Origin of the sequence: Streptomyces gardneri, from assembly GCF_006539185.1 — a bacterium.
In the GTDB taxonomy this organism is placed as follows: domain Bacteria; phylum Actinomycetota; class Actinomycetes; order Streptomycetales; family Streptomycetaceae; genus Streptomyces; species Streptomyces gardneri.
In genome coordinates this window covers 39,736-59,241 of record NZ_BJMN01000039.1, presented here as the reverse complement: position 1 = coordinate 59,241, position 19,506 = coordinate 39,736, and the positions used below count along the sequence as shown (strand labels likewise).

19 protein-coding genes and 1 pseudogene are annotated in these 19,506 nt (G+C 67.7%); 16 read left to right on the top strand and 4 right to left on the bottom strand.

All coding sequences use genetic code 11. The annotated features are described in order from the left end of the window. Nucleotides 1-651: 651 nt before the first annotated feature. Nucleotides 652-1,185 (top strand): hypothetical protein, encoded by a 534-nt coding sequence (locus tag SGA01_RS28150; RefSeq protein ID WP_141299648.1) that lies wholly within the window; start codon nucleotides 652-654, stop codon nucleotides 1,183-1,185. 174 nt (nucleotides 1,186-1,359) lie between these two features. Here the strand turns inward: SGA01_RS28150 and SGA01_RS28145 are convergent, their stop codons facing one another. Next, nucleotides 1,360-2,439 (bottom strand): response regulator, encoded by a 1,080-nt coding sequence (locus SGA01_RS28145; RefSeq protein WP_167534202.1) that lies wholly within the window; start codon nucleotides 2,437-2,439, stop codon nucleotides 1,360-1,362. Next, a complete protein-coding gene (locus SGA01_RS28140) occupies nucleotides 2,432-2,692 on the bottom strand; it encodes a hypothetical protein (protein WP_141299646.1) in 261 nt (86 codons plus the stop codon). Before SGA01_RS28140 ends, SGA01_RS28145 begins: the two co-directional genes overlap by 8 nt. A 774-nt stretch (nucleotides 2,693-3,466) precedes the next feature. Between SGA01_RS28140 and SGA01_RS28135 the strand changes: the two genes are divergently transcribed. Next, complete coding sequence (locus SGA01_RS28135) at nucleotides 3,467-3,745, top strand: YrhB domain-containing protein (protein ID WP_141299643.1); 279 nt, start codon at nucleotides 3,467-3,469, stop codon at nucleotides 3,743-3,745. 473 nt (nucleotides 3,746-4,218) lie between these two features. Beyond that, a complete protein-coding gene (locus SGA01_RS28130) occupies nucleotides 4,219-5,160 on the top strand; it encodes a DMT family transporter (protein WP_229918519.1) in 942 nt (313 codons plus the stop codon). A gap of 555 nt (nucleotides 5,161-5,715) precedes the next feature. Here the strand turns inward: SGA01_RS28130 and SGA01_RS28125 are convergent. Beyond that, nucleotides 5,716-6,324, bottom strand: coding sequence for an NUDIX hydrolase (locus SGA01_RS28125; protein WP_308699076.1), 609 nt, complete (start codon nucleotides 6,322-6,324; stop codon nucleotides 5,716-5,718). On the opposite strand from SGA01_RS28125, the pseudogene SGA01_RS28120 reads away from it, so the two are divergent. From SGA01_RS28120 to SGA01_RS28070, 13 genes and pseudogenes are all read left to right on the top strand, one after another. Next, a pseudogene (locus SGA01_RS28120) lies at nucleotides 6,236-6,713 on the top strand (hypothetical protein); the annotation flags it as partial. The gene SGA01_RS28125 and the pseudogene SGA01_RS28120 overlap by 89 nt on opposite strands. A gap of 16 nt (nucleotides 6,714-6,729) precedes the next feature. After that, entirely contained in the window at nucleotides 6,730-7,395 is a 666-nt protein-coding gene (locus tag SGA01_RS28115) for a YdcF family protein (protein ID WP_141299641.1), read from the top strand. Nucleotides 7,396-7,411: 16 nt separating this feature from the next. After that, nucleotides 7,412-7,636 (top strand): WbqC family protein, encoded by a 225-nt coding sequence (locus SGA01_RS42705; RefSeq protein WP_308699075.1) that lies wholly within the window; start codon nucleotides 7,412-7,414, stop codon nucleotides 7,634-7,636. Then, nucleotides 7,573-8,130, top strand: coding sequence for a WbqC family protein (locus tag SGA01_RS28110; protein WP_308699074.1), 558 nt, complete (start codon nucleotides 7,573-7,575; stop codon nucleotides 8,128-8,130). The genes SGA01_RS42705 and SGA01_RS28110 overlap by 64 nt, the downstream gene beginning before the upstream one ends. Nucleotides 8,131-9,023: 893 nt before the next feature. Further along, nucleotides 9,024-9,488: a hypothetical protein gene (locus SGA01_RS42245; protein WP_229918518.1), complete on the top strand. Its 465-nt coding sequence runs from the start codon at nucleotides 9,024-9,026 to the stop codon at nucleotides 9,486-9,488. Next, nucleotides 9,489-10,040 (top strand): Mu transposase domain-containing protein, encoded by a 552-nt coding sequence (locus tag SGA01_RS42240; protein ID WP_229918517.1) that lies wholly within the window; start codon nucleotides 9,489-9,491, stop codon nucleotides 10,038-10,040. A 10-nt stretch (nucleotides 10,041-10,050) separates the two neighbouring features. Continuing rightward, nucleotides 10,051-10,839, top strand: coding sequence for an IS21-like element helper ATPase IstB (istB, locus tag SGA01_RS28095; protein WP_229918516.1), 789 nt, complete (start codon nucleotides 10,051-10,053; stop codon nucleotides 10,837-10,839). After that, on the top strand, nucleotides 10,829-11,161 hold the full coding sequence (locus tag SGA01_RS28090; RefSeq protein ID WP_141299637.1) for a hypothetical protein: 333 nt from the start codon (nucleotides 10,829-10,831) through the stop codon (nucleotides 11,159-11,161). Before istB ends, SGA01_RS28090 begins: the two co-directional genes overlap by 11 nt. Before the next feature lie 72 nt (nucleotides 11,162-11,233). Further along, nucleotides 11,234-11,563 carry a hypothetical protein gene (locus SGA01_RS28085; RefSeq protein ID WP_141299635.1) on the top strand — a complete coding sequence of 110 codons (330 nt, stop codon included), beginning with the start codon at nucleotides 11,234-11,236 and terminating at the stop codon, nucleotides 11,561-11,563. 897 nt (nucleotides 11,564-12,460) lie between these two features. Further along, nucleotides 12,461-13,618: a hypothetical protein gene (locus SGA01_RS28080; protein ID WP_141299633.1), complete on the top strand. Its 1,158-nt coding sequence runs from the start codon at nucleotides 12,461-12,463 to the stop codon at nucleotides 13,616-13,618. Nucleotides 13,619-14,172: 554 nt separating this feature from the next. Then, complete coding sequence (locus SGA01_RS41205) at nucleotides 14,173-14,325, top strand: hypothetical protein (protein ID WP_167534201.1); 153 nt, start codon at nucleotides 14,173-14,175, stop codon at nucleotides 14,323-14,325. 608 nt (nucleotides 14,326-14,933) lie between these two features. Continuing rightward, nucleotides 14,934-16,070, top strand: coding sequence for an endonuclease domain-containing protein (locus tag SGA01_RS28075; RefSeq protein WP_167534200.1), 1,137 nt, complete (start codon nucleotides 14,934-14,936; stop codon nucleotides 16,068-16,070). A 274-nt stretch (nucleotides 16,071-16,344) separates the two neighbouring features. Next, the gene (locus SGA01_RS28070; RefSeq protein WP_229918524.1) at nucleotides 16,345-17,712 is read left to right on the top strand and encodes a VWA domain-containing protein; all 1,368 of its coding nucleotides are present in this window, start codon (nucleotides 16,345-16,347) and stop codon (nucleotides 17,710-17,712) included. A gap of 885 nt (nucleotides 17,713-18,597) precedes the next feature. Here SGA01_RS28070 and SGA01_RS28065 read toward each other — a convergent pair. Continuing rightward, nucleotides 18,598-19,383, bottom strand: a complete 786-nt coding sequence (locus tag SGA01_RS28065; protein WP_229918515.1) for a hypothetical protein — start codon at nucleotides 19,381-19,383, stop codon at nucleotides 18,598-18,600. Nucleotides 19,384-19,506: the final 123 nt, after the last annotated feature.

The following is a 19,506-nucleotide window of genomic DNA, read 5'->3' as shown; positions in this document are numbered from 1 at the left end:
ATGGACCGCTCCCCGGACGCCGTCACCGTGCTATTCGAGGAGGGCGGGGCGGGGGGAGGGGGCGTGGCGGGCCATTGAGCGGGAGGCTGAGCGGGGACCGCCCTCGGAGTGATGTCGCCTGTGGCGATGCTGCCCGAGTTGTCACCGGCGACGGCGACGGAGCCAGCGCCCGCCGCATGTGCCGATCTGCCGAGCGGCGCCTCGCCCGGGGTCTGCGGGGTGCGGGTGGCGAAACCGTGGCCCCATGCGGCAGCCAGTGCTGCCAGCGCCGCGCCCATTGCGGAGGCCAACCCCCAGCGGATTGCTGCGTCCTCCATCATCGGCGGCAGCACCAGAGCCCCGCAGAGCGAGGTGACAGCGGCGAACGACGAGACCGTCGCCACTCCCGCTACCGTCCACCTGGCCCACCGGTTCATACCAGCCCCCCGTCTCGTCAGCTGTGCGCGTAGAAAACACGATGCCACCGACTCCCCGTCCCTGGAACGCCTTTGCTTGTAACGGGCCGGGAGCAGGAACTGAGTGCCTCACGGCGCCCCCAGAACCCACTGGCGCTCTCGTGGCAACCGACACGGTGCTCCTCAAGCCCGAAGCCGAACGCCGCAACACCGTATCCGAACACCCGTGACAGTTAACCGACTTGGAGGTGCCGACGTGACCGAAGCGGCCACCCCCATCACCCATCCCGACCGCGCTGGCCACACCGGCCGGGGCGGATGGGACGGGAGCCCGTGTGCCGGCATCGTCCACGACCCCCAGGCACTCCTCGACGACACCGTGCCGCTCGACCGGGCCGTGCATGAACGGCTCGTCGACACCGTCCTGACTTGGCGGGAGAACTCCACCGTCCTGCCGTCGGCCGACCTCGACCAGATCAGCCTCCAGCTCACCGGCTACGGACGCCTCCTGATCCGAGAGACCAAGGCCGCATGCGGACGCCTGCCGCAGACCGACCCGGCCGTACCCCTCGCACGCGGCATGCGCCGAGGCCGTACGCCGATTCGACACGACACACAGCCCCCGCGCCCCCTTCACCGCCGCACAGTCGACGGCCCGCCTCGTGCGCGCCCTGCACAGGGCATTCGATCGGGCCTTGGCTGCATGGCCCGAACCCGTACCGAAGCCGTGACCCCTGTGGCGACGATCGTCGACGAGATCACCAGTGGGTCCGCCTTCCCGGCACAGTGACAGGCCCCAGAGAACTTGATGGCGACGGGAAGATGCGCGGGGGGCGTGTACCCGCCCAGCTGGAGGTGACCCCGTCGAACGAGGGCACGACACACGCCGAGTTTCCGCCGGAGGTGAGCCGGGGGAGGGGCCCGACAATGCGAGTTCGCCGGAGTGTGTCCGGTCGGGGTCGTGCTACTGGGTGTTGCGTTCCAGGTAGATGGAGGTGAATACCGCGACCTTGGCCCGCAGGGCCCAGGGGTCGAAGGGCTTGCTGATGTAGTCGACGGCGCCGGCCTGGTACCCGCGGGCCGAGTGTTCCGGTCCGGCGCCCATCGCGGTCAGGAAGATGATGGGGACGTCACGGGTGCGAGCACGGCGCTTGATATGGGCGCAGGTCTCGTAGCCGTCCATCTCCGGCATCTGCACGTCCATGAGAATGACGGCGAAGTCGTCGTGGTCGAGGAGCGCTTTGAGTGCCTCCTTGCCGGAGGAGACGGTGACGAGATCCTGGTCGAGTGTGGCGAGGACCGCCGTCATCGCGATCAGGTTGTCCGGCTGGTCGTCGACGACCAGGATCTTCGGCATCCGCTGGGACACCGCGGGGGCAGGCAGCGCGGGAGTGACCGTCTCCACGGCCTCCAGCTGCCGTTCCAGCAGATCACACCGGTGCTCGGCGGCGGCATGCAGTGCCTGCGCGTTGCGGAGATCCGTCTCCAGCCGCCGCACCTCGCTGCGCAGCGCGTCGCGCTCCTCCAGCAGGCCGGAGACGTCGGGGTGAGCCTCCGCGAGCTCGTCCGCCCGCCTCCGCTCGGCACTGCGGTCGGCCTCCAGCTGACTCAGCCGCACCTCAAGGTCCGCGATGCGGTGCGTGCGGTCCAGCAGCGCATCGCCCAGGACGTCACCATGCACACTGGAACGCCTGGAGTCCCGGTCCGCGTCCGCCAGCTGCTGCTCCAGGATCTCCACCGCATTGTTGGGCGAAGACCCGGCATCGACAGCCGACCCGTACAGCCCACGCACGAACTCGATGGCCTCAGGAGTCACCACCGTCCCACGATGCTCACCCAGATCCGCGAAGAGTTCATTGATCACCTGCCACGGCGGTAACCGGGTCCCGTTCAGATACCGGGAGAACGTCCCCGGATCGCGCTGGCGACGCGCGGCGTACCGGCGCACGGACAACTCCATCCCTTCGAACAGCTCCCGCAGAGCCATCGCCAGCGCCCGGGAAGCATCGTTGAGGCCATCCCCCAGCGGCCGGAGCTCACCCATTGCCCTGCTCCTCGTGCGAGCGCGCCACCACCGCGTGAGCGCACGGTGCGGCCTCGTCGGCCTCGGTGCCCACGAGACGGTTGAAGAAGGGCACCGCCAGCGCCGCGACGGCGAGGCCCGCGAGCACGCTGCGCGGCACCCCCTCGCCCGCAAGCACGGACAGGCCTCCAGCCGTGCCGCCGGCGAGGAGCGCGAGCAGAAGGACCAGGGTCGTTCTCAACGACAGCAGCGGCCGTTCCATCAAGATGTCCAATCTTCAACCCATAGCGGAGCAGGGGTACCTGTCACTCATCCGGCGGATTGCCGGAGGGGAGGATCCAAGAATGTAGGCCCCTGAAACCGTTGCCATGCGCGATCCAAGAACAGACGCAACAACGTGCCCTTGTTGCCGCCACCCCGAAATCGCCCCCACGGTACGTTCCGGCTGATCAAGTAGACGGAGTGATCACCTGTTGCCAGGCCGCTGCGCCGCAACACCCGCTGACCTCCGGCAACAGCCAGCCTGGACCGCTGCCCCAGGACTTGTTCGCGGTCGCTGCCTGCGCGGGTGGACGTCATGCCGCGTGAGGCCGCCGCCGGGGTGCAGTTCACCATGTGTGCCCTGTCCTTGACCGTGCCAGCCGACAGTCCCTGCGGAGAGCGGGAATCCCGGGCCTCTCCCGCGGGCGGTGAACACCCCGTGTCAGCGGTCCGCTGACACACCCTTCGGTGTCCCCAGACTTGCCTGGTCCGGGGTACTTCCCTCCCCGTACGCGCCTAATGCGGCATCAGCGCAGTATGTGGGGCAGGCCTTAGCCAGCAGAGGGTTGAGCGGGCGACGGCACGCCTCGCACACCAGGCTCCCCGTCGGAACCCGGGGCGGCGGAGGCACGGGGGCAGGCGCCTGGCGCGCCGCTCCTGGGCGGCCCGGATGGACTTTAACGTCGCCAACATCGACGGCAAGGTGGTCTTCTTCGACTTCCAGAGCGGAAAGGCCAACCCTGCCGCCCCGAGATACAGGCACTACTACCTCATGAGGACGAACTAGATGCTCGAGCAGGCACAAGCCATGGAGCGAGCCGCCGCCTTCCTGGCCGAGGAACGCCGCACCTGGCAGGCGAACAGCGTCAGGATCATCCAAGAGGACTGTTTCGTCGACAAAGGCCGACTCATCGCGCCCTACAACACCACCGACTACCTTGACCACGGTGTCGATGGTGCCCAGCTAGCCGGAAACCTCCCCATCGTCGTCGATCTTCAGACAGGCGGATGCTCGTTCATCAGCTGGGAAGAAGCCGAGGACTTCATGGACCGGGACATGCTCTGAGACACCTCGAGTGTGGAACAGGATGGTCCTGCGTCAACAGGCGCCTGTTCCCCGCACCCGCGGGGGTGGTCCCAGCCCCACCCGCGGACCACCCACCGCGCGTACGCTGTTCCCCGCACCCGCGGTGACGATCCCCACCGAGGGCGGCGGCATCGCTTGCTCCCGGACTCACGGGGCCGTTCCCGTCCGCAAGACAGTCTCCGGCAGATGGGCGACCGTTCCCCGCGGGGTTGTCGGTGATCTGGAAGCGGCCGGACACCGGAAACCAGGTAACCCTTCCGCTTGCAATGCGGCCTTCGTCGTCTACTTCTTCTGTTGGCCGCTGAGGTTGGAGGCCTTGGAAGGGGGCCGGTGGCCGCCCGGAAGGGGGCTGGTAGGGAAGATGATCACTGTGGGTGGCTACGGGAGGCAACTTCTATGCCCGATGCCACGTCTGGCAGTCCGTACCAACCCTTCCGGAATGGAGCCATTCGGTGCTCATAGGACTGCTGACCGCCATCGCCGCCTCGATCTGTTACGGCACGGGTTCCGTCCTGCAGGCCGTCGGGTCGCGCAAGTCCGCCCGGCGTGAGGCGGTCGCGGGCCGGCTCACGGAGCGCGGCGGGCCGAGTCTGTCCTCCACCGCGAAGGCGGCGACGACCTGGGAGTTCGTCGTCGGCACGATCCTGGACTTCATCGGTTTCGGTCTCGGGGCGCTCGCGGCCCGGCTGCTGCCGCTGTTCCTGTCCCAGACCGTGATCAGCGCAAATCTGGTCGTCACGGCGGTCCTGAGCGTCCGGCTGCTCGGGATCCGGCTCACCCGCGCGGAGTGGACATCGATCGGTGTGGTCTGCTCCGCGCTGGTACTCCTGGCGAGCGCCGCCGGCCCGGAGGGCAGCGGGCACACTCAGGGCGCCACGCACTGGTGGCTGCTCGCGATCTCCCTGCTCCTGATGGCCGGTGGCACAGTCCTCGTACGTCTCCTGGGCGGGCGGGCGGCGATCCTGGCCGGTCTGCTTTCTGGGCTCGGCTTCGGCGCGCTGGGCGTCGGGGTACGGATCCTGAACGGCATCGACCCCTTCGACCCCGGCACGCTCCTGACCGACCCCGCGCTGTACGCGATTCTCGTCGCCGGGATCGGCGGCATGTATCTGCACACCGTCGCGCTCCAGATCGGCTCGGTGAACGGGGCGACGGCAGCCTTGGTGGTCGGCGAGACGGTGCTCCCCGGCATGATCGGGGTGTGGTGGCTGGGCGATGCCTCACGTCCGGGCTTCGCCTGGCTCGCCGTCCTCGGCTTTGTCCTTGCGGTCGCGGGCGCGGTCGCGGTGGCGTGGTTCGGCGCGCCGCAGGGCCACGGGGCGGAGGACGGGGCTGCGCCGGAAAGCCTCGGGGCGGTGCCCGGGAGCCATCCCAGTCCTGTACGCGTTCCCTGAGTACGCGACCCGCAAGGGCCGGCACTGCGGACTGTCCTGGTGGATGTCGAGATACGCCGGCCGATCGACCTGCTGCCCGACCGGGAAGAGGACGGCGCCGAGCAGGTAAGTGAAGGATCTGTTGCGCGTTCTGTTCTTCGTCTCCGTGGGGTTGGCTCGGCGCGTGGGGGAGGAGATGCCTGGTTTGCCGGTTTCGGCGAAAGTGGTTCAGGTGCGGGTGCTTGTGCGATAGGACTGCAGGTCATCGAGTCTGCTCCCTGCTCGCGCGGGGATGGTCCCGAGACGACGAACGCCACGATCAGTCACCCTCGCTGCTCCCCGCATCCGCAGGGCTGTTCCCTCCTCGCCGGTATCACGGATGCCCTCCGGGTATCCGTCCAGGGTCTCCGCGAGCACGCTGTTTGCTTAACCCGTAAAGCAGTTGACGTGCTCGTTCCCTCCGTCGGGCTTCCCTGGGCGGCCGGGTCTGGGGCGGTACCAAGGTCTGGTCGTGGAGATGAGGCTGTCCCCGCGCCGTGAGGGACGGAGTTCGCGGGGACTGCCGGTCGGGAGGGGTCAGTGAAGAGCCTGGGTGATCCGCTGGCGGAGGAGGTCGTCGCTGATGGTGTCGATCTCGCGCCAGGCGGCGTCGGAGACTTCTTCGGTTTGGAGGTCGCCGATGTCGGCGGTGGTGCGGAAGAGGAAGCGGAAGTCGAAGTGCTGGTGGGCGGGTTCGTCCTTGGCGGGGTTGGCGTCGATGGGGTGGACGTCGATGTGGAGGGGGGTCTGGCTGTGCGGGGTGATGACGTGGGGCGGGATGCCGGTCTCCTCGGTGCGCTCGCGGCCGGCGGCCTGGAGAAGGGTGCCGTCTGAGGCTTCGAGATGGCCGCCGGGCAGCAGCCACTTCTGGGTGGCGTTGCGAAGACTGTGCAGGATGCGGCTATCGGGGTCGACGAGGATGGCGCCGGCGGTGACGTGTCCGGGCAGCGTCTTGCGGCTGGTGAGATCGTCGCCGTTGTCGTCCAGGAGGCCGAGGATGACGCCGAGCTCGGTCTTGGCGTCGGGGTGCTGGTCGAGGTAGTCGGCGAGGGTGGTGCGCCAGTACGAGAACCTCGCGGTCGATGACAGGCTTTCCCGCCGCGACCGGGCCAGATCCCGACTGTGGGTGGGGACCGCGCTGAGCAAGGACGGCCAACACGACTATGCGACCCGCGTGATGCGACCCGCGACCCGCGACCCGCGACTTCGAGGACCTCGCCGAACCGGAGGACTGGTCGGTGGCCCACCAGAAGATCGCCCTGGCCCACCGAGGCGCCGGAGACCTCTCATCCGCTCTGCACTTCATCACCGTCGCCCGCGGCACCGCCACCACCGACGCCCCCATGCAGAAGGTCCGCCTGGACACCGCCCACGGACACATCCTGCTGAGCGACTCCGCCACCCGCAATGATGGCCTTCACGTCCTTGACAAGGCCGCGACCATGGCCGCCCGCTTCGGGCTGTCCCACCAGCTGGCCAGCATCGAGAACATCAAGGCCATGAGCACGGGGCCGTCCGGCCCGGTCAACCGGTGACCAGGGAGACAACAGCGTGGGCGATAACCAGCAGACCATCACCGAGGAACAGTGGCGTCAGACCAAACTGATCTGGGACTACCACCTCATGGGCCACCAGCTGCGGCCCACCGACGTGGCGATCGGCCTGGGCAGCCACGACCTCGGCGTCGCCGCGGCCTCCGCCGATCTCTATCACCGCGGCCTGTTCCCGACGCTGGTGTTCACCGGCGGCAACAGCCTCACCACGAAGGGCCGGTTCCCCCGCGGCGAGGCCGTCCACTTCCGCGAGCACGCTCTCGAACTCGGCGTCCCCGACACGGCGATCCTCATCGAGCCGAGCGCCGCGAACACCGGCCAGAACATCACCCTCACCCGCGCCCTGCTGGCCGCGGCCGGCATCGACCCGGCGACGGTGATGCTGGTCTCCAAGCCGTATATGGAAAGGCGGTCCTTCGCGACCGCCCGCAAGCTATGGCCCGACGTCGAGATCGTGTGTGCGTCGGAGCCCCTGGAGCTGGACGACTACTTCAAGTCCATCGGCGACGAGAAGCTCGTGGTGGACATGCTCATCGGCGATCTCCAGCGAGTGATCGAGTATCCGAAGCAGGACTTCGCCATCGCCCAGGATGTCCCGGAGGACGTGCATGCCGCATACGAGTCCCTCATCCGCGACGGCTTCACCAGCCGCCTCATCTCCTGACCGGCCGCCCGGCGGGGTGTGCGCGATCCACCAGCCCAACCTGTTCCCGAGACTGACCACCCTCGCCAAGCTGTTCGCGGCGGACACCTGGATCGTCCTCGACGACGTCCAGTTCACCCGCCGCGACTACCAGCACCGCACCCGCCTGGCCGCCCTGTCAGACCCGGACCGAACCAAGTGGCTGTCCATATCCCCACCCACCTGCCCCAGGGCCGCCAGACCGTCATCCGCGACGCTCTGATCGCCGACCCTGCCTCCGCCCGGCGACGGACTGAGGCGATGATCCGGCAGGAATACCGGACCAGCCCCCACTGGCCCGCCCTCCAGTCCGCTGTGGAGCCGGTCTGGGACGCATTCGACATCGGCCGGATCGCCGCCGTCGCCGAGACCTCCACCCGCATCCTGCTCGACCTCCTCGGCTGGCTGGGCCGCGTCCTGACGGTAGGCGGACTGCCCGCCCGCTCCGAGCGATCCGAGCGGCTCGCCGACCTCACCGCCGCCGCCGGAGCCGGCACATATCTGTGCGGGACCGGCGGGATGACATATCTCGACCCGGCCCCGTTCGCCGCCCGCGACATCGCCGTCGCCCCGTTCCTGCCCCCAGCCGCCGGGATCTGGGCATCCGCCCGGCGCGTCACCTCCCTGTGGGCCCTGGCCCACCTCGGCCCCGCCGGCCTTGCCGCCCGACTCCGGGCCCACACCGCAGCCCCGGACTCGCTCGAAGCTGCGACCTGATTACGAATCGCTGTGCTCCCCGCTCCTGCGGGGATGGTCCCTGCGTGATGCGGTCGGTGATCGGGTCCCACAGCTGTTGCCCGCGCCAGTGGGGATGGTCGCGCCCGCATGGGGTCGACGTCCTAGCGTACGACCGCTCCTGTATCCGTAGGGATGGGTTCACGCTCACCTACGACCGCAAGGCCGGCTGCTCTCCGCTTCCGTTGGGAGCAGCTCCGACGGCATCCACGTGGCCGCCGGACACAACCCCTCCCGGCCCCTTCTTGTCCGGTCGTCACGCTGTCGAGTCCGTGTGTGGTGAGTGTGGCCAGCTTGTCGGTTGCGAGTTTCCCCCGTCTCGATTTTGCGTTCGACAGGAACACGCCCAGTCGTACAGCGTGTTCCTGCGGCTGATGGCGCTCTTTGAATCTCCTCAGGTGTTGCTCTTCAGGTGGCCAAACCTGCTCAGGTGATCTCCCCACCCATTGCGTGATCTTTTCCGGCGTGTCGAACTGGTGTCGGCGTGTCGTGGAGAGCCTGCGTGAGCACGGAGTTCGGCCTGTTTGAAGGGCCCTTGATGCTCACCTGGGAGGAAGACGCGGATGCTCACGCACTGCGTCGCCAGGGCTGGTCGATCTCGGCGATCGCCCGGCACCTGGGGCACGACCGCAAGACGATCCGCGCCTATCTGAACGGCGAGAGAATCTCCGGATATCGCCGCCAGTCGCCGGACGCGTTCATGCCCTTCTTGGAGTACTGCCGCCAACGACGACCCCCACTTGTGGGCCTCGACGCTCTTCGACGAAGTCGTCGAACTCGGCTATGCGGGCGGATACTCCACCTTCACCCGGGCCCTGCGGCGATACAAAGCACGTCCGCACTGCGAACCATGCCGGGCTTCGAGCGGCCGCGACGTGGCGATCATCGCGCATCCTCCGGGCGAGGAGATCCAGTTCGACTGGGTCGAGCTCCCGGACCCGCCCGCAGAGTGGGGCGTCGGTGCCAACGCGCATCTCCTCGTCGGTGCCCTGGCTCACTCGGGCCGATGGCGGGCCGTGCTCGCGGAAGCCGAGACCTTTCCGCACCTGGTCCAGGCCATCGACGCCGTCCTGCGGCGCCTGGGCGGAACCACCCGAAGGTGGCGGTTCGACCGGATGGCCACCGTCTGCCACCCGCCGACCGGACGGATCCTGCCGGCCTTCGCCGCCGTCGCGAAGTACTACGGAGCCGGCGTCGACATCTGCCCGCCGCGACGGGGCAACCGCAAGGGCGTGGTCGAAAAGGCCAACCACTCAGCAGCCCAACGCTGGTGGCGGACTGTCCCGGACGGCATCAGCATCGAGGCAAGCCAGAACGGCGTCGACAAGCTGGCCGTGTAGATGGACAGCCGCAAACGCAAGATCGACGGAGCGTCGACCACGGTCGCCGCGCTCGCCGAAGCCGAGCCGCTGCTGGAACTGCCGACCCGCCCGTTCCCCGCCGAACTGGAGCAGACCCGCGTCGTCAGCCCGCAAGGACTCATTTCCTTCGCCGGCAACCACTACTCCGTTCCGCCCGGGCTGACTGGCGCCCACGTCACCGTCCGGATCCGCCTCGGCGAGGACGACCTGCATGTGGTCACCGCCGGTCGCGCGGTCATCGCCCACCACCGCCGGGCACCGGATGGAGCCGGGCAGACCGTCCGGGACGCCGGACACGTCATCGCCCTCGAACGGGCCGTACTCGCCTCGTTCTCCGACAAGGCACCCTGCCGCACCAAGGTCCGGCGGCCCCCGTCGGCCGCGGCCCAGGCAGAAGCCGAAAAGCTTCGCGGCCGACCTGAATCGGACGTCGCGAACCGGGTCGTGATCGACCTGTCCCACTACGCCGCCGTCGCCGACCGGCTGCGGCAGGCCCCCACCCACGAGGACCAGGAGTGCGAGAGTGAGTGACACCATGCCTATGAGCGAGGCCCGCCGCTACCAGCAGCTGCGAGGCCACCTGTCCTATCTGAAACTCAACGACGCCGCCGAAGCCCTTCCCCGCGTCCTGGACCAGGCACGGGCCGAGCGGATGACCCTCACCACCGCCCTGGAGAAACTCCTCGAGATCGAGGTCGAGGCGACCGAGGCCCGCAAACTCTCCTCCCGTCTGCGGTTCGCCTGTCTGCCAGAACCATGGACCCTCAACGACTTCGACTTCGCCGCGCAGCCCGGCGTCGACGAGAAACTCATCCGCGACCTGGCCACCCTGAGGTTCCTCGACAACGCCTCCAATGTCCTGCTGGTCGGCCCGCCCGGCGTCGGCAAGACGATGCTGGCCGTTGCACGCGCCCGCTCCGCGGTCGATGCCGGCCACCGCGTCTACTTCACCACCGCAGCCGAACTCGCGGCCAAGTGCCACAAGGCCGCCCTCGAAGGCCGCTGGTCGAGCATCATGAGGTTCTTCGCCGGCCCCCGCCTGCTCGTGATCGACGAACTGGGCTATCTCCCGCTTCCGGGCGACGGCGCTTCAGCCCTCTTCCAGGTGATCAACCAGAGGTATCTGAAGTCGAGCACGATCCTGACGACCAATGTCGGTATTGCCGACTGGGCAGGCGCATTCGGCGACGCGACCGTTGCCGCTGCGATGCTCGACCGGCTCCTGCACCGTGCTGCCGTGGTCGGCATCGACGGACCGTCCTACCGTCTCCGCTCGCACCAGTCCCACGCTGACAACCTCCGCAAAGGGGTGACCGGACGTGCTGGTTGAATTCCGGGAGTGCCCCATCTGCTGGACGTCGTTCCAGGTCAACCGCAATGCGGCGGCTCGGCATACCTATTGCACCTCCCGCTGCAAAGCAGAGGCCGCTCGGCGTCGACGCCGCGAACGCGACGAAGCCGCCGACGTCGCTGAAGGCGAACCGATGACGCCAGCGCCGCCAGACCCGACACCACTCGCGCCCACGGCCGTCCGGAACTGCCCGCACTGCGACAAGCCCGTCACCATCGTCGCCCTGCTGGCCACTCCCGAGGCCGCGCGACCCACCATTCCAGCAGCAAGTCGGGACGTGATCCCGATGCGCAGAAGCTGACACCGTCCGATGGGAACCGGCAGGACACGATCAGTCGCCGTTCACTACTGTCACATGGGAAAGGATGTGGACATGGCACTGGTCAAAAAGGGATCGCGGCTCATCAACGTGGACGGCACCGCCTACCGATGGCGGCTCCGCGGACGGCCGACCTACGACCAGGGACTGGTCCGGTCACCCCTCACCTACGCGATCGAACATGCCGACACTCCGGGCACCACACTGGTGGTCACCACCAACCAGCCGCATCCGAGCAACTGGTTCGGAACACAAGGCAGCCCGATCCTGCCTGCCCAGGTGGCTGACAGCATCCGCACCGCTCTCACCGGCGGCTGGACGCCGGCGAGCCCCGGCTCACCATTCCACCTCGACAAGTCAGCGGGCTTCGTCTCGTCCCATTGACCCACCCCGCGCCCAAGGACTCACCGACCCAGCGATCGGTGAGTCCTTCTGCTTTCCGCTCCCCACATTCCTCAGTTGGTTCACTTCGTGAACCAACTGAGGCGAAGAGCAGCGGTGGGGAAAATTCGAGATCGGCATCACAGCGGCCTTTGGCTCAGCCGTCTGTCTCGGGAAGGCCATCTGAGGGTCTCCAGGGGACACGTAGAGACGATCGTGATCGGCCCAACGCGGCTTGCCCAGGATCGAGTGTCGTCGGCAGTTGCGCGGCTAACCCCCCACTCCTCCACAGTGCGGACCGCCGCGTCACCCGACCGGCATTCCGGACCCACTCAAGGGGGGACTCCCACGTCCACGACCACGCTCCTCATCCTGCTGCTCCTCGGTCGCACCTCGGACCCGTCCGCCCGAGGAACGACCACTGCCGTACGGCCGCGCATCTTCCCAACTCGAAGGAGATATCACCCCTAATGCACAAATGCGATGAAAGGCCCGACGCCTGGCCAACTCCGCCGCCATGCGGGAGACCACCGACGCGACTTGGGCGAAGGACTTGCCGCCCTCGCCTTTTCGTTCCTGCACCTTGCGGACGTGATAGCCGCTACGTCTCTACCCAGCAGGACGGGTCCTGAGGGTGGCCGAGCCCGCGCGCTGCGGCTTCCGCAACCCGTGGCCCGGCTCCGGAACCAGCTGATCCGTGCCCCCACGGTCGCGCCCTGAGTCCGCACACCCAGGGAGTGGCCACGGCGGCACGGCCAGCGCCGGGCCGACTACCGGAAGCAGAACATGCCCGCTCCGCCCCCGCCCCGTCCGGGAAAGAGAGTGCGCTGAGCCTGAGCCGAGGCGGATCATTGGCACCTGATCGGCCATCACCCGGTCGGCCGATCCTAGGAGTTGCTCATGAATGATGAAGCCCCGATGACCTGGGAAGAGCTGCTGGCCAGCCCGTTCAAGATATCCACGGTCACCACGCACAACAGCTGCTACCTGACCGAGACCCGGCGCATGTTCAACATGAGCGACGAGGCCTTCCACAAGATGATGCGGGTCGCTCACCGCCGGCTCACCGACGACCTCGAAGGCCACGGGATCTCGTACGACAGCCTGGCCAAGGCCCTGCTGCCCCAGCATGGCCGCAAGGAGACAGCGCTCCTCTTCGACTCCGAGGTGGCCTCCGCCCGGTCCAGGGGCTTCTACGGACACGACGTAGCCGAAGCATGGATACCGGCGCTGCCGAAAGTGAAGAGCGGCGTCCCGGTGAACTCGATCCTGCGCGGCGACATCCTCGAAGGCCCCCTCGACCAGATAGCTCTCGCGCTCCAGGAGAGCGTCATCCACCACCGGCCCCACAGGTACGTCCACCCGCGACAGATGTACTGCGTCTACATCAACAACCTCTCCCCGACGCAGGACCGTGAGCTGAGGCGCGCAGTCGAGGAGCACCCCGCCTACATCGGCTACGCGGATTGCTCTGGCCGTAACGCGCTGAAGCAGTACCTAGGCATGTCGCTGATGAACTCGGGCCTGCGTGTGGGCGACCAGATCCTCGACGGAGTCCTCCACGACGGCCGGAGCTTCGACGGCACACCCAACGCGGCCGGCCTGCCCTACAAGGAGAACGGCTTTACGCCGACCGCGATCCGCGAGTACCTGTTCCTGCCGTTCCTCAGTTACCGCATCAACAGCCATCTCACCGGCAGGAACGCGGAAGACGCGTATGCCGCACTGACGACGCTCTCGCCCGACGCGTATCTGGTGGAAAGCCCGGCGATCTGGATGACCCCCAGCCGGTACGAATACCTCCACGACGCCAGCAAGCACCTCGTCTCCCTCCAACGGGCCGGCCTGGATCACCTTGACCACCCCGCGCTGGAGGCCGTCGTCAGCAAGCTGGTCGCGCAGGGCCACATCTACAATCTGCGCTTCAACGAGTACGGTGCGCTCCTGTACACATCCATGGTCGAGGTCGACACGGGAGGCGGCGAGTACAAGACCTTCACCATCGGCCTGAAGTTCAACCCCGGGGACAAGCGCGTCGAGCTGATCACCTTCTTCTGAGTCGCCTCGGCCGGGGCTGGCCATTGACGCCATGGAGTTGATCACCGGCGTCAGGGCCGTATCGACGACACCGAGATCAGGTGTCCCTGCTTTGCCACGTTAGCCACGGCGGCATCCCAGTCATCATCGGATGGTCGCCCGTCACCACCGCCTGATCCGTACGGCCGTGGTCGCGCCCTGGGCCCGTCCACCCAGGGCATGGCCACGGCGGCACGGCTGACACCGGGGCGGCGACCGGAAGCACAACATGCACGCTCCGCCCCCGGCCCATCCGGGGAAATGGAGTGCGCCCAGGGCGCCGAGACCGGCGTTCTGACCGCCCGGCAGGCGGAGTACCTCGACTATGGGCGGTAGATCCGCAACGGCCGCGGAGTCCGGTCCCGGGCCAGGCCGTTTTCGACAAGGCCCAGCACATTGCGGCCGTCTCCCGCCGCCCGGCCCACCTCGACCTCTTCGTCCTGGGGGACGACAGCCACGTCTGGACCACGTACTGGAACCACCGGTCCGTCCAGTTCCGGCTCAGGTACTTCATCGAGAAGGAGTCGACGGACGACGTGCTCCAAGGAGCCAGCGACGAGGTGTACATGTCCGCGCTCGGCGTCGACTCCTCAACGGTCCGCGTACAGCCGGACGGCACGTACAGCGCCCCCGTCCTGCACGGCAGCGAGATCGGAGACGTCTCGGATGACGACGTACGGGACCGCTAGCGCGATCACCCGCACGTGCTCATGGAGTTCGACCTCGACGAGGACGGCCCCTGGCTGCACTCCTACACCACCACGCTGGTCCTCATCGAGCACGACAACGGCGACCTCAGGGACGGGGTTCGACGCCCTGTACGCCGCCTTCGGCAAGCAGATCCGGTCGGCCATCGTGAGTGCCGTCGAGTCGGCGGGAAGGGTCATCACCGGGGCCCTCATCTCGAGCGCGATCGGCGCATTGGCCGGGGCCGTCTTCGACGCGTTCAACGAAACGGTCCGATCGGGCCTGGCGGACGAGTCGTTCACCCCTCATCCCGCTCACCCTCACGGTCAACGATCCGGACCACTTCGCCAGGCATCCCTTCGTGGGCACCCAGCTCATCCAACGAGTCGAGCAGTTCGGAGGCGTGTACGAGTTTCTCTACGACTGGAACGTCACGTGAGGACAGCCACCGCTCAAGGCCAGGGTCTGTCCGGATAGTTCCGCCTGGCCCGCGGCGTCTGGCATGCTCGCTCGCCGCGTTGTCAGTGACGGGTGGGAGGCTGGATGGGTGATCACTCCACAACTGGCCGCGGCTTTTCTGGCCGATGAGACACGGCACAGCCCGATCCCGATGGCACCGGTCCGCTTCCAATACAAGTACAACCGGGACGCCAAACACGACTTCGTCTTCTTCGGGCATCAACCGGTACGCGCCTACAAGATGGCCAACCGGTGGAAGTTCGTCGAATCGGAGGTCCGGGCGGCAGGACGCGCGATCGCCGCCCTGGCCTGGGATCCGCACGACCTGGTCGACCCCCGCCCGGGCGGCGCCGGTCAGCAGGGCGGAAGCCGGCTCGAACCGACCGGGTGGCGCGCCCAGATCCACGGCTGGATCGTCAGAGCTGCTCGCACCGCACATGAAGAGACCGGCTGCTCCTGCGGCGCCGTGTGGGGGTATGGCTACGAGAAGAGCTGGGGCCTTCGGTGCGGCCTGACCGCAGATGCGTTGCGTGAGCAGTGCGGCGAGTACGCCATCGCCTGCGTCCTGCCCGTCGCCTCTCTGGCCTGGACGGACGACACCTGGCTCATTCCCCGGACGCTCGCGTTCATCCTCGACCGCCAGGAGGAGACCGACGAGAACCTCGGCCACACTCCCACACCCTGCAAGGTCTGCGGCACCGGCGTCACCGATCCCGGCCGACGCCCGGCAGCCGGCAGCGGCGGGAACGTACTCTGCCCCGCCTGTGCGCAGGCCACGCTGCTCAGCTACAGACAGCAGCTCGACGGCAAGCCCTACGCCAAGGTCCGCGAGAACGGACCTCCGGCCCAGGACTACCTGTGCACACTGTGCGACCCGCCACGGCCGGCCGCTGTCTGGGACCACTGCCACGACCACGGGCTGATCCGCGGACCCCTGTGCGTCAGCTGCAACACCATGGAGGGCCACGGCAAGGACTTCCTGACCCTGCAGGGCAGCACCGCCCACCTGCTGCGATGCACACACTGCCGCACCCGACGCTCCCTGCCCACGAATCACCAACTCGCCGCGCTCCGCCGCCATCTCCACCTTGAGCGAGGAACCCCAGGCTGCGACTGGCCCCTGCACATGTGTGTGACCCTCATCGATGCCGGCAGCAGCGGATTCGACTGCACGGTCAGATGTCCCGGAGAACAGCGAAACCGTTCCGCAGGCTTTCACCTGACTCCCGAAGAAGCGGACCGGATTCAGGCTCAGGCCGTCGAGGAGGGGCTCTCGGACTCTTCCTGACGCTGTTCAGGCGAGCGGCATACAGGACCCCGGAGACACACCGTGTGCCTGCCACGACACAGGAGGCCCGGTCTCGTCACCCGGGGCCCCCGAGGGCCCCTCCCGGCCTGGGGCGACCATGACGCGGTTCCTCGCACCCATGGGTGTTGCTCCCCGTTGCACGGCGATCGCTCACGTGTCCTTGTGCTTGTGCAGGGATGGTCCCAGCGCAATGACCCTCCAACCCTGCGGGTCGTCCTGCTCCCTGCTCGTGCGGGGATGGCCCTTGCGTGATGTGGTCGGTGATCGGGTCCCACAGCTGTTGCCCGCTTGTGCGGGGATGGTCTCGTTCTGCTCCCCACCTGCGCATGCCGGATATGCCGAAGAGGCCGCAGACGGGCGCATAGGCGACTACCGTTCTTCTCTGGTGATCAAGGGGGCAGGGATGCAGACGATGTCGCTGCGTAAGGGTGAGAACACGGGTCTGCTGACGGCGCGGACGGTGGTGTCGGTCTCTGTACAGGGGCTTTCCGCGGATGTGTCCGCGCTGCTGCTCGGGCCTGACGGCAAGGTTCGCGGCGATCATGATCTGGTCTTCTACAACCATCCGGCCCAGGACGGGGTCTCCGTTCAAGGCACGACGGTCACCGCAGAGCTTCCTCGCCTGCCGGCCGACGTGCACCGTGTCGTTGTCGTCGTGAGCGTCGATCCGCTGCAGCCAGGTGCTGTCTTCACCAGAGCACCTCAACTGACGATTACCCAGAGCGGAACCTCGCCGACGTCGTTCACAGCGCCAAGCTTCACGTCGGGGGAGACTGTCGTGGTCCTGGCGGAGCTGTACCGCCGCGGTGGCGACTGGAAGGTCCGGGCCGTGGGACAGGGCTACGCCTCAGGCCTTGCGGGGCTGGCAACCGACTACGGCGTCGATGTCGACCCCGAACCCACTGCCGCGCCACTTCCTACACCAACACGCACGACAGCGGGACAGGCTGCCGCGGTTGACCTGACGAAACTGGAGCGACAGGCCCCGGGCCTGCTGGCGCCCGCGCGACAGGCTGGCCAGGCCCTCGCAGACCGAGGCATCACGGGACGGCAAGCCGCTGTCTATCTCATCCTGGACCATGACTGGGACATGGAAGAACTCTACGAGTCGTTCGCCGTGCAGGCCTTTGCCGAACGCGTCCTGGCCCTGTCGGCAAACCTCGACGACGACGGCACGGTGCCGGTGATCTTCTCCAGCGGACGTGAGCCCTTCCTGGAGGAGATCCGGTTGGACAACTATCGAGGCCGTATCGGACAGCTGCATACTCAGGTCGACTGGGGGTGGGGCAACGTTGCCGATGCGATGCGCCGCGCTGTCAGTCACTATCAGGAGTCCGGAGCTGTAGATCCCGCCTTCGTCGTGACTCAAGTCGGTGATGAGCCCTGGGACAAAGCGGAGGTCCGCTCCATGCTCCAGAACACCGCCTCGCTCGGCATCTTCTGGCTCTTCGTCGGGTTCGGCCGGGGCAAGCTCGCCTTCTACAAGAACCTCAACGCTTCCGCCTCTGCCACCTTCACCAACGTCGCCTTCTACGACGCCAGCAAGAATCCAGGCTCGGTACCCGGCGAGCGCTTCTACACGGGCCTTGTCGACGCCTTCGCTACCTGGATGCGAACGTGAGGCCATAGCCGAGTCGAATCCGGCTGCTATCCACGCGCAGCCCCTCCGGCCAAGCTGCCTCACGATCACCTCGCCCAGTCCATGCCGAGAGGTGCTCCTAGCCGCGGAATGCTGCCGTGAGGCGCCGGCCGGGTTCCCGGCCCCGGGCCCGGCAGGCCGCTCCGGCCCGGCCGACGTCCCGGCATGGAGACGCGGAGAGGCACCGCTGCGCCCACGGGCGACGTCCGTCAGCTTCTGCCGTGCCGCGGTCGGCGACGTCCACAGGCACGGCACCGGCCGCTGCGGCAGACGGTGATCGATGGTGCGGCCAGGCGTGCGGTGGCCGCGCAAGCCAGGGCCGGAGACCGGCTCGATCGGGGGAGCAAAGCGATCCACGCGCCGAGGACCGTCCGCCAGAACGGCATCGGGACGAGGCCGATGGGCGGCCAGGAACCGAGTGATGGCCGATCCTTAAGGCAAGAGGCGAGGCTTATGTGGACATCGTGACGCCCCCCTCTGACAAAGCATCAGCGGTGAAAGCTTTCGCCTCTCTGCCCAGGGCACGAGAACGAGCCAACCCGAAAACGGCAGCACCACAAGCTCTCATGCCGCTCACCGGCCTCCACCGCTGTGTGCGGTCAGAATGCCAGGGGGCAGGGTACGAAAGCTGCCAAGTTTTGAAATGCCCGGGCATCGTTGTGCCGCCCTCCCTCGCACCGGCGCCCTGCCGATTCCGCGGCAGGGGCACAATCCAGTAGTGCCGTGAGGGTGGGGCTGGGCCCCCGGATCCGGCCATTGGCCAGGGATCTCGTTACGGGCTGCTCCTCGCACGCGATGATCGTCCCTACGCGGCCGCTGGCCGTGCCCCGGGAGTCCCCCTGCTGGCCTGGTGCTCGCGGGGGTGGATCACGGGCGGTTCTTCTTGTCCTTGCGTGAGGCGAGTACGGCTTGGTCGTCGTTGGGTGTCCGGGTGTCGGGCTGGGTGGCGGCCGTCTTGCGGCGTCGGCGGTGTTCTCGTTGGGCTTGGGCACGGGCGCATTCGCGGGTGCAGTACTTGATGCCGGTGGTGCGGTTCTGTCCGTACTCGGCACGGCCGCGCTGGCGGACGAAGGAGCGGTGGCAGGTCTCGTTGGCGCAGGTGCGGATGGTGGCGTTCTCGGCGAGGTGGTTGTACAGCTGGAGGAAGGTCACGGCCAGCAGGGTGGGGTAGCGGTCTTCGAGGCCGCCGATGCCGATGCTGAACGGCTTGAGGGCCGAGTTGAGTGTGCTGCGCAGGTTGCCGATCTTCAGCTCCAGCAAGAGTTCGCGCATGTGGGCCAGGTCGCGGGGCCACAGGTCTTCACTGTCACTGTTGGCTGCCTGCCATAGGGTGAGTTCCTCTTCGGTGCCTTCCGCCTCGACGAGTGCGTCCAGCCCCCCTTCTCGACGCAGGGCCAGCCACGTCGTGATGACCTCCTGGGCTTGGGAGACGAACAGTTCCGTCAGCTCGCCGTGGAGGGCGAACGGGCCGTGCTTCGGGTGGAGGCGGTCCTCCAGCTCCGTGTAGCGCTCGTGCTCCTCCACGTCCAGGCTCAGCGAGCCCACGCTGCCTCCGAGCTGCCCGTAGGTGCGCATCATGGCGGCCACCGCGTCGAGGTTGGTGGGGTCGAGCTCCATGAACTCGCGCAGGTAGAAGTCTTCCGGCAGGGCCATGGTGCCGTCGCCGGGGGAGCGGACCTGGGGGGACCAGACAATCCACTCGCCCTCCGCCCGTGCCGAGGCGAGAGGGCTCAACGCTGGTGCGGGGACCGGGGTCCCAGGCCACAGAGTGGGACG

Coding starts and splice junctions, on each gene's coding strand:
- SGA01_RS28145 (WP_167534202.1), bottom strand. CDS start 2,439: ATGGGTGAGCTCCGGCCGCTGGGGGATGGCCTCAACGATGCTTCCCGG.
- SGA01_RS28135 (WP_141299643.1), top strand. CDS start 3,467: ATGCTCGAGCAGGCACAAGCCATGGAGCGAGCCGCCGCCTTCCTGGCC.
- SGA01_RS42240 (WP_229918517.1), top strand. CDS start 9,489: ATGGACAGCCGCAAACGCAAGATCGACGGAGCGTCGACCACGGTCGCC.
- istB (WP_229918516.1), top strand. CDS start 10,051: ATGAGCGAGGCCCGCCGCTACCAGCAGCTGCGAGGCCACCTGTCCTAT.
- SGA01_RS28085 (WP_141299635.1), top strand. CDS start 11,234: ATGGCACTGGTCAAAAAGGGATCGCGGCTCATCAACGTGGACGGCACC.
- SGA01_RS28080 (WP_141299633.1), top strand. CDS start 12,461: ATGAATGATGAAGCCCCGATGACCTGGGAAGAGCTGCTGGCCAGCCCG.
- SGA01_RS28075 (WP_167534200.1), top strand. CDS start 14,934: ATGGCACCGGTCCGCTTCCAATACAAGTACAACCGGGACGCCAAACAC.
- SGA01_RS28065 (WP_229918515.1), bottom strand. CDS start 19,383: ATGGCCCTGCCGGAAGACTTCTACCTGCGCGAGTTCATGGAGCTCGAC.